Genomic DNA, 12,898 nt, shown 5'->3' on the forward strand with positions numbered 1-12,898 from the left:
GGCCGGGGCGGCGGCGTCCCGGCCTTGTCCATAAGCCGGAAATCCAACTCCCAACTAGCTTCTCAATGCTCTAGTGTCCCCGGGCGAGGAGGACGCATGCGCATATTGCTGGTGGAGGACAATGAGGACCTGGGCGAAGCCATCGAGAAACGGCTGCGCTCGGCCGGGCATTCAGTGGAATGGGTGCGCGACGGCGACGATGTGGTGCCCACGGCCGAGGCCGACCAGTTCGACGCGGTCGCGCTCGACCTGATGCTGCCCCATCGCGACGGCATCAGCCTGATCGCGGAGCTGCGCAAGCGCAAGTTCAACGCGCCGATCCTGGTTATCACGGCGCGCTCGGAAATCGACGACAAGGTCAGCCTGCTCGATCTTGGGGCCGATGATTACCTGGTCAAGCCCTTCGACCTGCGAGAGCTGGAGGCGCGGCTGCGGGCGCTGTTGCGGCGCACCGGCGGGCAGGCATCGAGCACCGTAAGCGTGGGCAATCTGGAACTGGATCTGGCCGGGCTCAATGCTGCGGTCGATGGCAAGGCGCTGGAGCTGGGGCGCCGCGAATTCCGGCTGCTGGAAATCCTGGTTGCCCATTCCGGCAAGGTGGTCGCCAAGGAGCGGCTGATGAACCAGCTTTTCAATTTCGACGAAAATGTCTCGGTCAATGCGCTGGAGCTGCACATCTCGCGGCTGCGCAAGAAGCTCGAACACGCCAATGTCGAGATCGGGACGGTGCGCGGCGTGGGTTATGTGGTGCGGGTCAACGAGTAGAGCGCGGTGAGCGGCACACGACAAAAATCGTTCTCCATCCGCCGCCGCATTTTTGCGCTCGCCATGGCGCTGCTGGTGCTGGCGTCGGTAGTGCTGATCGTGTTCATCCGCGACTATGCCGAACGCGCCTCGGACCGGGCCTTCGACCGGTTGCTGGCTGCGTCGGCGCTGACCATTGCCGGCGCGGTACAGGTGGAAAACGAGGCGGTGGTGGTGGAAATCCCCTTCGCCGCCTTTGCCATGTTTTCGGGGCAGGACCGGGTGTTCTACGCCGTGGAAGACCCCGATGCACGCACTGTGACGGGCTATGAGGACCTGGCCGGGCAGATGGACGAGACGGCGTCCGCCGAGCCGCGCTTTGCCGACGTGGTCTATCGCGGGGAAGTCGTGCGCGTCGCCAGCGTGGGGCGGCTGATTTCAACGCCGAGCGATACGGGCTGGGTCACCATCCATGTGGCCGAGACGCAGAACCAGCGCGAGGCGCTGTCCAATGAAATCCTCTCGAACGCGGTGTTACCGGTAATCGCGCTGACCATTCTTGCGGTGGGGCTGGTGTGGTTCGGCATTTCGCGCATGTTCGCGCCGCTGACCGAGCTGGAGCACGAATTGCGGGCGCGGGCGCCGGACGATCTCTCGCCCGTCACCGTGCCGGTGCCAGTGGAGGTGGATCATCTGGTATCGGCGCTCAATGGATTCATGGGACGACTTCGCAATGCCATGGGACGGGTCAGCGGGCTGGTGGCCGAAGCCGCGCATGAGGTGAGGACGCCGTTGGCCTCACTTCGGGCGCAGGCGGAAGTTGCCATGGACGAGCAGGATCCGGATGCCCTGCGGCAACGCGTGGGGCGCATCCATACCGGAGCGGTGCAGGCCAGCCAGCTGGTGAGCCAGTTGCTGATGGAAGCCACAATTTCCCATCGCATGGAAAACCGGGAGATCGAGACCACGACGCTGGCTGCGGTGATCGAGGATGTGCGCCAGCGGCTGGACCCGGACCAGGCGCAGCGGTTGCAGATCGATCTCAGCAGCGAGGCAGGCAATGCCCCCCTGCGCGGCGACCGGGTGGCGCTGCGCGAGATGATGCGCAATGTGGTGGACAATGCGCTGGTCTATTCGGAAGGGATGGTGGACATCGCCGGGCACGCGGAAAAGGGGAGCCTGGTGATGGAAATCAGCGACCGGGGACCGGGCATCGAAGAGACGGAAAAGGCCAGCGTGCTGGAGCGGTTCAAGCGCGGCAAGGCCAGTGGCGGCAAGACCGGCTCTGGACTGGGCCTGTCCATTGTGGCGCGCGTGGCCGAGGCGCATCGGGGCAAGCTGAGGCTTCTCGACCGGCCCGGCGGCGGGTTGACGGTGTCGATCACCCTTCCCCTGCCCCCGTCCCGGCGTAGCGGTGGCTCGCTGGGGACGATTGCCGCCCTGATCATAGCGAGCACCCTGCTGCTGCCCCCTGCCCCGACAGAGGCCGCAACCACGATCTATCCGGCCCCCGACGGCTCGGACGACACCGTTCTCAACATTCTGGGCACCACGGATACACCGCTATTCGTGCACTTCGTCGAGACGTTCCAGGCGCAGCGGACCGAGGTCACCGTTGTCTATGAGGAAACCGACTCACTGCCCCTTTTCGAAAATTTCCTCGCCGGCACGCTCAAAGTGACGCCAGACCTGCTGATCAGCTCGGCTTCTGACCTGCAATTGAAGCTGGCCAATGATGGGCATGCACTGGCCTATGACAGCCCCTGGCTAGCCGATCTCCCGGACTGGGCGCATTGGCGCAATGAGGTCTTCGGGTTCACCTTCGAGCCGGCGGTGATCATCTACAATCCCAAACTGATTGCCGATAGCGAGGTCCCGCGTACCCACCTGACGCTGGCTGAACTGCTGGAAACCCAGACGGAGCGCTTTCGCGGCAAGATTGCCACCTATGACATTGCCCTTTCGGGCGTGGGCTATCTTCTGGCGGCGCAGGACCAGACCATTTCCTCGACCTTCTGGCGGCTGGCCAGCGCCTTTGGAAGGGTCAATGCGCAGTTTTCCGGCTCCAGCCCTGCCATCCTCAATGGGGTTGCCGATGGAACGCTGGCGCTGGGGTATAATGTGCTGGGCTCCTATGCCTTTGCGCGCCAGGCCGAAGGATCGCCCATCGAGATTGTGGTGCCTGACGATTATGTGCTGGTGCTGACCCGCTCGATGCTGATCCCGCGCGATGCGCCAAATGCCGAACTGGCCAAGGCTTTTGTGGACTTTGCGCTGTCGCCCGCCGGGCAATCGGTCGCCTCAGGCCAGACCGCGCTCGGCTCGGTGGTGCCGGAGGGAAGCGGCGAATGGACCAGCGAGGCCATCGCTGCCCGGGGTCGCGGGGTGATCCAGCCCATTCCCCTTGGACCCGGTCTCCTTGTGGCGCTCGATACGCTGCGTCGACAGCGCTTCCTCGATACCTGGAAAGAGATTGTTTCGCCCAAGCCATGACCTAACGGCATGGGTCAGTGACCTGAAGAGAAGATTTTCGCCCAGCGCATGGCTGGGGTGAGCAATCCACCCCTACCGCCGGGACGGAGATGGGACCATCTATCGGTCATGGAAAGCGACCCGACTGACCGGGTTGCAGGAGAAGGATTGACCGATGAGCACCCCGCGCAAGAACAAGTTCTTTGCGACCCTCGACACTTTTGCCACCGTGTTCGGCAGCGCCGCTGCTGTGTCGGCGGCAGTTGAAGCAGGACGGGCGCCCAAGGCCAAGCATCTCGACAACCTGGGCATCGACCCGGTCGCGTTCCGCAACATCGGCAAGTTCTAGGCTCCGCTTTCGAGCGTCGACTGCCAAGGCGCGGGGCCCGAGGCCCCTCCCTCCCCCGACCCAGCGCCGACCTGCCGGTACGACAAGCCCGGCTGCCAGATCCCTCCCTGGCAGCCGGGCTTCATTGCATCCACAGGTTGGATCAGTCCTCGTCGGTGGCAAGCTGGCCGAGGACACCGCCCTTGCCGCGCAACCGCATGATCATGGGCAGGCCAACGGCGATGATGGCCACGACATAGAGCACGATGGAGATCGGCGACTGGACCAGAACCATCAGATCGCCCTGGCTGATGGCGAGGGCGCGGCGCAATTGCTGCTCGGCCATGGGGCCCAGGATCAGGCCTACGACCACGGGCGCGATGGGATAGCCGAAGCGGCGCAGCATATAGCCGAGAACGCCAAAGGCCAGCAGCAGCACCAGTTCGAAGGAAATGCGCACCGGCCCGAAACCCATGGACATGGCGCCATTGGCCCCCAGCGTTCCGAGCGTGGCGAAGGTCAGGATGCCTGCGTAGAGCCAGTGTTTGGGGATGGTCAGCAGCCGCACCCAGAGACCGATCAGCGGCAGGTTGAGCACCAGCAGCATGAAATTGGCGACGAGGAGGCTCGCAATCAGCGCCCAGACCAGCGGGGCATTGTTGGCGAACAAGAGCGGTCCGGGCTGGAGGCCGAACTGCTGGAAGCCGGCAAGCATGATGGCCGCGGTGGCGGTGGTCGGCAGGCCGAGGGTCAGCAGCGGCACCAGCGTGCCAGCGGCCGAAGCGTTGTTGGCGGCCTCGGGCCCTGCGACGCCTTCAATGGCGCCATGGCCGAATTCTTCCGGCTTTTTCGAGAAGCTCTTTTCAGCGCTATAAGACAGGAAGCTGGCAACGTCGGCGCCGCCGGCCGGCATGGCACCGATGGGAAAACCGATAAAGGTGCCGCGCAGCCAGGACGCCCAGCTCCGCTTCCAGTCCTCCAGGGTCATCCAGACCGAGCCCTTGACCGCCATGACCTCGGAATCAACCTGGCTGCGGTCGGAGGCCGTCTTAAGGGTCTCGCCAATGGCGAACAGGGCCACGGCAAGGGTGGTGACTTCGATACCGTCGAGCAGGTCCATGACGTTGAACGCGAGGCGCGTCTGCCCGGTCTGCAAATCGATGCCGATCAGGCCCAAGCCCAGGCCGATGAACAAAGCCGTCAGCCCGCGCAAGGCGCTGTCGCCAAAGGCGGCCGAGACAGTGACGAAGGCCAGCACCATTAGCGCGAAATAGTCCCAGGGGCCGAAGGCCAGGGCGAACTTGACGACAAAGGGGGCGATGAAGGCGAGGCCGAGCGTGGCGAGCAGGCCCGCAACGAAGGAGCCGATGGCAGCGGTGGCGAGGGCTGGGCCGCCCCTGCCCTTACGGGCCATCTTGTTGCCTTCGAGCGCGGTGACGATGGAAGCGCTCTCACCGGGCGTGTTGAGCAGGATGGAGGTGGTCGAACCACCATACATGCCGCCGTAATAGATGCCGGCGAACATGATGAGCGAGCCGGCCGGGTCGAGCTTGTAGGTGACGGGCAGCAGCAAGGCCACGGTCAGCGCCGGACCAATGCCGGGCAACACGCCTACGGCGGTTCCGAGAGTTACGCCGATCAGCGCGTAGATAAGATTGTGGACCTGAAGCGCAGCAAGCAGGCCCTGACCGAGCAGATCAAAGGTCTCCATCAGAAGCTCCCGGTCGTGAGCAGGCGCTCAATCGGCCCCGAGGGGAGCGAGAGTTGCAGGCCCTTGGCGAAGATGAACCAAACCGCAAAGGCGAACACCGCGCCGATTGGAAAGGTCTGCCACAGCGGGCCGCGGCCGAAACCCCTGGCAGTGAAGGCGAACAATACGCCCGTGGCAATAGAGAAGCCGGCGGTTGAAAGCAGCAGCATCTGCCCCAAAAGGCCACCAACGATCCAGAAGATCGGGGTGTAATTGTCCCGGCTACGCTCGGGGAAGCTGCCGCGGATGGCGGAGACGACAGTGCCGATGGCAAGCAGGACAAGCCCACTGGCAATGACATAGGGGAATACAGTGGGGCCGACACGCTGTTGCATCGGGGGCAAGCGCATCTGGCTGGTCTGCCAGAAGATGATTACGGCGATGCCGGCCAGGATGCCGGCAATGACAAGCGCCGCCCCATCGGGGCGACGCTCGCGGCTGGAGGAGCCAGTTGTCATTGGACCAGGCCAATGTCTTTCAGGATGGTCTCGGTCGCCGCCTTGTCGGCTTCCAGCTGGGCGGCAAAGGCCTCGCCGTCCAGATAGGTGTCGACCCAACCCTTGGTCTCGAGCGCCGTCTGCCAGGTGGCGGACTCGGCCATGGCTTTCACGTCAGCGGTGATGGTGGCCTTCTGCTCATCGGTGATGCCGGGAGCGGCCGCAACCATGCGCCAGTTCTGGACGGCGACATCGACACCGGCCTCCATCAGGGTCGGCGCATCGAAGCCCGGCACGCGGGTATCGGTCGAAACGGCCAGAAGACGCAATTCACCGGCCTCGATCTGCGACGCGAACTCGCTCACACCAGAGACGCCGACGGTCACCTGGCCGCCAAGAATGGCCGCGAGGGCCTCGCCACCGCCCGAATAGGCAATGTAGTTCACCTGAGTGGGATCGACACCCACGGCCTTGGCGATCAGGCCGGCCGCAATATGATCGACGCCACCGGCAGAACCACCGGCCCAGGCGACAGCACCCGTATCAGCCTTGAGTCTGGCCACAAGGTCATCGACCGACATGATGTCGGAACTTGCCGGCACGACCAGCGCCACCGCTTCACCGGTGAGGCGGGCAATGGGGGTAACATTGTCGAGGGTCACCGGCGACATATTGGTCAGGATGGCGCCAACCATCACATAACCACCGACGATCAGGGCGTTGGGATTGCCGTTTTCCTGGGTGGCGAACTGGGCCAGGCCAATCGTGCCACCGGCGCCGGGGACGTTGGTGACCTGCACATTGCCCGAAATGCCTTCACCCTGCAGGGCTTCCTGCATGGTACGGGCGGTCTGGTCCCAGCCGCCGCCAGGGCCGGCGGGGGCCATGATGGTGTAATCGGCCGCGAAGGCGGGAGCGGAAAGGGCGCCGGTTACCAGCGCCGCGAGAAGCAGCTTGTTCATAGATCCTCCCAAGAACATAGCGGACGTCGTTACGTCCGTAGGGAGAAGCTTAGGCTCGCTCCCTGTCACTGTCCTGTCAGGGGAAGGCTACGCCTCTCATCCATAAGTCGGCAAGACCAATCCCGGTCCGCCAATGGCCTCGAAACCCCCAACAGCAAGGGTTTGACGCTCATTGGGGGCTACGCTGAAAGGGATGCTGCGCCCCTCGAAGACGATCTCGCCGCTGAGTGTCCGGCCGGAGAGCCCTTCGATTTCACGCAACTTGCCAACGCGGTCGGTGATGAGTCGCAGTCCGGCAGGGAAGCGGCAGAGGAGGTCGCCGTTGCGGTGAATTTCGCTGAATTCGGCTGTGTTGAGGAGTTCGAAGGCGGTGCCGTCGACTGTCCGCGCATAGGCGGTTTCCCAGAGTTCGTAACGATGGGTGGCCGGCTTGGGGATGAGGCCGGTGAACCAGAGCGATCCGTCAGGACGCGGCAGGATGCCGGAGAGCCGCTCGATAAAGTCGAGGAGGCAGAGGATGGAGGGCGAGTATTTTTCGGTGAAGCCCGCTGCGCCGGTATAGGGGCTGAGCGTCTGCGGGAAGCGGTCTGCCGTGAACAGCGCCGAGAGGGCCGGCTGCATGATCCAGGTCAGTTCGACGTCGTGCCCGTGATGCTCGAAGGCATGCGGCGTGCGGATGAGGGTGAGGAAATTACTCGGTCCGTTCCAGCTATTGTGGCCGAAAGTGGGGTCAAAGCGCGGATCATCGAGCGCAATCGAGGTCAGCGGGAATTTGGCGAAGAATTTGCGCGTGTTGAGCAGGTAGCGGTCCAGCGCCTCGGCAAAGCTTTCGGCGTCACCGATCTCGCAGGCTAGGACCCGCAGCAGGTTGTCGGACTGGATGCGAACCATGCGGCCATTGCGGTCGCGATCATAGAAAAAGGCGTCATCGGGATCATAGCATTGCGCGTAGAGCGCGGCGCGGCTGGCCTCGGCCTTGTCGCGCCAGGCATTGCCGTCGCCGCCGAGATGATCAGCCATGGCGCCGAGATAGCTGCGCTGGCAGGCGACGTTGGCGGTGAGATCCGGCGCGATGAAGGGCAGGATGGGATTGTCCGGATCGTAGCGCGTCGGGTCGTTGGCAAAGGGGCTGTCGGGCACATGCCAGAAGCGCGAGGAGAGGTCATGCCCGGTGTCATAGGTTGAAAAGGCCTCGACGGCGCCGGTGCCCAGCGTGTCGCGGTGGCGGGCGAGCCAGGCGTCGTAGCGCGCCATGGCGCCGAACATCTCGCTCAGCCAATCAGCGTCGATCCGGTTGAGGCGGAAGTGGTTCCATACCGAGCGTGCCAGTGGGGTGACCAGCTGGATTTGGTTATAGGACGGGCCCTGCGAGGTAATCTTGTAGGGGAAGAGGCCATCGTCGCGCTGATAGCGGACAAAGGCAGAATAGGTCGCGGTCGTCACCGAGGGCAGGAAGCGGCTGAGCAATTCCGCATTGATGGTGCCGGTGCTTTCGAGCCAGCAGCCGTGGTAGATGCCGCCTTCGTGCAGGATCGGCGTATCATCGGCGGCTGGAGCAATACAGTCGAACAGTTCGCGCACCGCGTCGTAATAGCGGCTGGTCAGTTGCTTGGCGCTGGAGACGAAGCGCACGCCGGAGCGTTGCCATTCGGCCAGCAGCGCAGCATCTTCGGGCCTGGCAAGTGGGCCGACCTGTTCGGCCACATCGATGGCACGCAATTGCGCAAGCAGAGGATGGATCACGCAGAGGCCTCGATACGGAGGCCCTCGGCATTGAAGAAATGCGCGTCATCGGCCAGGAAGCTGAGGGTCACAGTGTCGCCGCGTTGGTGCTGGGCGTGGCCCGGCGCCTGGGCCATCAGCGTCTGGCCGCTGCCCAAGGCGACATAGACGAAAAGTTCGCTGCCCAGATATTCGACCAGGGTAATGGTGCCCTCCACGGCGACGTCGCCCGGTGCGTTGATCGCCAGGTGCTCGGGGCGGATGCCGACGGTGACGTCTCCTGCGGCATCGAGCTTTGCCGCGAGGTTGCCGACACCGGCGAGGTCGATCCCCTGCCCTGACGCAACGCCCTTGAGCAGGTTCATCTTGGGCGAGCCGATGAAGCTGGCGACGAAGAGATTACGCGGATTGTTGTAGAGCTCGAAGGGCGTGCCGACCTGTTCGAGATAGCCCTTGTTGAGCACGGCGATGCGCGTGGCCATGGTCATGGCCTCGGTCTGGTCGTGGGTCACATAAATCATGGTGGTACCCAGCCGGTTGTAAAGACTGGCCAGTTCGACACGCATCTGCACCCGCAATTCGGCATCGAGATTGGAGAGCGGTTCGTCGAACAGGAAAAGCTGCGGTTCGCGCACGATGGCCCGGCCAATCGCGACACGCTGCTTCTGCCCGCCCGAAAGCTGGCGCGGCTTGCGTTCCATCAATTCCCCGATCTGGAGGATGCGGGCGGCATCGGCGACACGGCGGTCGATTTCGTCCCGGGGCATGCGAAGATTGGAGAGGCCAAAGGCCAGGTTCTTGCGCACGCTCATATGCGGGTAGAGCGCATAGGACTGGAAGACCATCGAGAGGTTGCGCTGGCTGGCCGGCAGGTCGTTGACCACGCGATCGCCAATGGAAACCGTGCCATCGGTGATTTCCTCGAGCCCCGCGATCATGCGCAGCAGCGTGGACTTGCCGCAGCCCGATGGGCCGACCAGGACGAGGAACTCGCCGGACTGGACCTCCAGATCGATGCCATGAATGACCTCGAGACCGGCATAGGCCTTGCGAACTTCGGAAAGGGTAACAGATGCCATTTCGGTTGCTTCTTACTTGAGGCCGCTCATCGCGATTCCGCGGATGATGAGCCGCTGGAAGATGATGAAGAACAGGAGGATGGGCAGGATGGAGAGGATGGACATGGCGAACATGGGACCATACTGGCTGACGCCGTCAGTGCTGATGAAGCTGCGCAGCGCCAAGGGCACGGTGTAGTCGGCCATGTCGTTGAGATAGACCAGTGGCCCGAGGAAATCCTCCCAGGTCCAGATGAACGAGAAGATCGCCGCCGTCGCCATGGCGGGCAGGCTCAACGGCATGATGATGGCCCAGTAGATCTTGAAGGGCGAGCAGCCGTCGATCATCGCCGCCTCGTCCAGCTCGCGCGGCAATTGGCGGAAGAACTGGATCATGAGGAAAATGAAGAAGGCATCGCCGGCGAGGAATTTTGGCACGATCAGGGGCAGATAGCTGTCCACCCAGCCGAGGTTGAGGAACAGGATATACTGGGGGATCAGCACCACGTGATAGGGGATCATCAGTGTCATCATCATCAGGGCAAACCACATGGTCTTGCCGGTGAATTCCAGCCTGGCGAAAGCGTAGGCAGCAAAGGAACAGGAGATGACGTTGCCGATCACCGAGAGCACGGTGACCAAGGTGGAATTCCAGAAAAAGGTCGTGAAGCTGATTGGCAGGGCATTCCAGCCGTCAGAATAGTTGTCCCACTGGAACTCGCTCGGCCATAGGCCCAGGTCACCAAAGATTTGATTGTCGGGCTTGAGCGAGGCGGCAAACATCCAGATCAGGGGGTAGATCATGACCAACGAGGTCAGTGTGAGAAAGACGTGCTTGAGAATGCCGGCGCGGCGGGCGTGGCGGGCCTTTTCGGCGCGGTATGCGAGGGCGATCTCGGCGGTGGTCTGAGTGGTGGTGGGTATTGTGGAGGCGGTCATGGCTCAGCCCCTCTCGTTCTCGTAGTGGACCCAGTATTTCGAGGTCCAGAAGGCGATGGCGGTGAAGGCGGCGATGATCAGCAGCAGGACCCAGGCGAGCGCCGAGGCATAGCCCATGCGCAGGAAGCTGAAGGCCTCGTTGTAGAGATAGACGGTGAAGAACAAGAGGCTATCGAGTGGGGCGCCGGAGCCGCCGGAGATGATGAAGGCGCCCGAAAAGCTCTTGAAGGCTTCGATCATCTGCAGCACCAGATTGAAGAAAATGACCGGCGCCAGGAGCGGCACGGTGATGGCGAAGAACTTCTTCACCGGCCCGGCCGCGTCGATCTCGGCGGCTTCGTAGAGCTCCTGGGGGATGGCGCGAAGGCCCGCCAAAAAAATCAGCATGGGCGAACCAAACTGCCAGATGGCCAGTACGATCAGTGTCCAGAGCGAATATTTGGGGTCAGCCAGCCAATAGGGACCATCGGCGCCGAACAGGCGCAGGATGGAGTTGATGACGCCGTCATAGTTGAACAATTGGCGCCACAGAATGGCAACGGCGATGGAGCCGCCAAGGATGGAGGGCAGATAGAACAAAGCCCGATACCAGCCGATGGCGCGAATGCCCTTATCGAGCGCCATGGCAACGCCGAGGGCAAAGATGAGCTTGAGCGGTACCGACACGACCACGAAGGTGAAGGTGACTTGCAAAGCCTTGTAGAAGCGCTGGTCGAACTGGACCATGTAGGCAAAATTGTCGAGGCCGATCCATTCCGGCGGCCGCACGACATTGTACTTGGTGAAGCTGAGATAGAGCGAGGCCAGGATCGGCCCGATGGCCAGCAGGAAAAAACCGATGAGCCACGGCGAGAGAAAAGCATAGCCGGCAAAATTGCGGCGGAAGAAACGTTGCACGCGTGGCTCCAGTCTCAGGTCAGGACCCCTGGCGGGGAGTATAGCGGGATGCGGCACCTGCCGCGACCAAAAGGCAGGTGCCGCCTCGTCCCGGGGAGAAATCCGCCGCCCCACGGGAGGGAGAGCGACGGACCGGGTGTCAGGAAAGCGACATGACGTGCCGGGTGCAGCGCTTCCCCTGCCGATCGCATCACCAGCGGCAAACCCGCTGCTGGTGATGCAATGATTTAGGCTCGGGCGAGGATCGCCTGGGCCTGAGCCAGGAAGTCGCTGGCGACTTCGGGGATCGAACGCTCGCCGAGCAGGACGTTGACGGCAAGACGCTCAAACGTCTGTTCGACCTCGTTCGAGCCGCTTGGCGGCGGTGGCGGCAATACAGCCGTCTTGCCCTGGATCTTGTCGAAGAACTCGACCGAAAGGGCCTCGACTTCCGTCAGCTTGGGCTGAAGGGCAGCGCGCACATCGCTCTGGCTGGGTATGCCACGTTCCAGTCCCAACACCGCCGTCATGTCAAGATCGTTGACGAAGGCGCTCATATAGGCCGTTGCGGCCTCGGGGTTGGCGCTATCGCGGGTCAGGCAGACGAACTGGCTGGGCTGCACGATCGAACCGGGGATCATGTCGGGCGTGTTGGGGTACATGGCGGCGCCGAGCTTGTCCTGCATCAGGCTCTGCACGCCAACAAGCTGGTTGCTCCAGAGATAGGTCATGGCCGTCTTGCCGGTGACCACGCCCATCAATGCCAGATCGGAGACACCGGCAAGGCCAGCGCTTTCCGGCCCCGGAGGGGTGCCGCCGGCATTGCGGATTTTCTCCCAGGTCGCCCAGTATTCCTCGACGATTTCCTGGGTCGGGCCGTAGGTGCCGTCCTCGTTGAACAACATAGCGCCCTTCTGGCCGACGAAGTCGGAGAAGTTCTGGTAGTCGGCGGTATTGTCGTCGGTGCCGGCGACGCCGGTGGCTTGCTTGATCGCGGCGGCGAATTCGGCCAGCTCGTCATAGGTGTAGCCATAGGGGTCGAAATCGGTGCCGGGGACGATGCCGGCTTCCTCGAACAGGCGCGTATTGAACATGGCCATGTGGCTGTTGGCGCCGATGGACAGGGCATAGAATTTGCCGTCCACGGTGCCAGCGTCGATGGCGCTCTGGTCCATCCTGGAAATGTCGAGGCTCGAGCCAACATATTCGTCCAGCGGCACGATGGCGCCGTTGGCGATATATTCGAACAGCACGCCATAACCCTGCTGGATCACGTCGGGCATATTGCCGCCGGCGATCTGGGTGGTCAGCTTGGTGAAATAGTCCGCGAAGCCAAGGGTTTCGCCGGTGACATTGATGTCAGGATTCTTCTCATTGAAGATGTCGATGACGGCAAAGGTGCGCTTGTCGCGTTCCGGATTACCCCACCAGAAATGACGGATTTCGGCAGACTGCGCTAAGGCCGGTCGGCCCATGGCCGCCAGGGCCAGCACGGAGCCTGAGGCTCCCAGAAAAGTACGTCTCGTCAGTTTGCTCATTGTGTTCCTCCCAGAGCGCTTCTTCGTTTGGCGGTCCGTCGGGTCCTCAACCGACAGTCCGCCGTCCCTCTT

At 62.9% G+C, this 12,898-nt stretch carries 11 protein-coding genes; 3 read left to right on the forward strand and 8 right to left on the reverse strand.

All coding sequences use genetic code 11. From position 1 onward, the window contains the following. Positions 1 to 96 precede the first annotated feature (96 nt). From ACXYMS_RS06165 to ACXYMS_RS06175, 3 genes are all read left to right on the forward strand, one after another. On the forward strand, positions 97 to 765 hold the full coding sequence (locus tag ACXYMS_RS06165) for a response regulator transcription factor (protein ID WP_458904648.1): 669 nt from the start codon (positions 97 to 99) through the stop codon (positions 763 to 765). Positions 766 to 771: 6 nt separating this feature from the next. Further along, positions 772 to 3,237 (forward strand): sensor histidine kinase, encoded by a 2,466-nt coding sequence (locus ACXYMS_RS06170; RefSeq protein ID WP_458904649.1) that lies wholly within the window; start codon positions 772 to 774, stop codon positions 3,235 to 3,237. 154 nt (positions 3,238 to 3,391) lie between these two features. Then, entirely contained in the window at positions 3,392 to 3,565 is a 174-nt protein-coding gene (locus tag ACXYMS_RS06175) for a hypothetical protein (RefSeq protein WP_254674845.1), read from the forward strand. A gap of 142 nt (positions 3,566 to 3,707) precedes the next feature. Here the strand turns inward: ACXYMS_RS06175 and ACXYMS_RS06180 are convergent, their stop codons facing one another. From ACXYMS_RS06180 to ACXYMS_RS06215, 8 genes are all read right to left on the reverse strand, one after another. Further along, a complete protein-coding gene (locus ACXYMS_RS06180) occupies positions 3,708 to 5,255 on the reverse strand; it encodes a tripartite tricarboxylate transporter permease (protein WP_458904652.1) in 1,548 nt (515 codons plus the stop codon). Further along, positions 5,255 to 5,752, reverse strand: coding sequence for a tripartite tricarboxylate transporter TctB family protein (locus ACXYMS_RS06185; protein WP_458904654.1), 498 nt, complete (start codon positions 5,750 to 5,752; stop codon positions 5,255 to 5,257). The genes ACXYMS_RS06180 and ACXYMS_RS06185 overlap by 1 nt, the downstream gene beginning before the upstream one ends. Further along, entirely contained in the window at positions 5,749 to 6,693 is a 945-nt protein-coding gene (locus ACXYMS_RS06190; protein ID WP_458904656.1) for a Bug family tripartite tricarboxylate transporter substrate binding protein, read from the reverse strand. Before ACXYMS_RS06190 ends, ACXYMS_RS06185 begins: the two co-directional genes overlap by 4 nt. Positions 6,694 to 6,789: 96 nt before the next feature. Beyond that, positions 6,790 to 8,436, reverse strand: coding sequence for an MGH1-like glycoside hydrolase domain-containing protein (locus ACXYMS_RS06195; protein ID WP_458904658.1), 1,647 nt, complete (start codon positions 8,434 to 8,436; stop codon positions 6,790 to 6,792). Continuing rightward, a complete protein-coding gene (locus ACXYMS_RS06200) occupies positions 8,433 to 9,494 on the reverse strand; it encodes an ABC transporter ATP-binding protein (protein WP_458904660.1) in 1,062 nt (353 codons plus the stop codon). Before ACXYMS_RS06200 ends, ACXYMS_RS06195 begins: the two co-directional genes overlap by 4 nt. 12 nt (positions 9,495 to 9,506) lie before the next feature. Then, a complete protein-coding gene (locus ACXYMS_RS06205; protein WP_458904661.1) occupies positions 9,507 to 10,412 on the reverse strand; it encodes a carbohydrate ABC transporter permease in 906 nt (301 codons plus the stop codon). Between the two features lie 3 nt (positions 10,413 to 10,415). Further along, entirely contained in the window at positions 10,416 to 11,309 is an 894-nt protein-coding gene (locus tag ACXYMS_RS06210) for a carbohydrate ABC transporter permease (RefSeq protein WP_458904663.1), read from the reverse strand. Positions 11,310 to 11,536: 227 nt separating this feature from the next. Next, on the reverse strand, positions 11,537 to 12,826 hold the full coding sequence (locus ACXYMS_RS06215; RefSeq protein WP_458904664.1) for an ABC transporter substrate-binding protein: 1,290 nt from the start codon (positions 12,824 to 12,826) through the stop codon (positions 11,537 to 11,539). Positions 12,827 to 12,898 lie beyond the last annotated feature (72 nt).

The sequence above is a fragment of the Devosia sp. CAU 1758 genome (assembly GCF_054482695.1).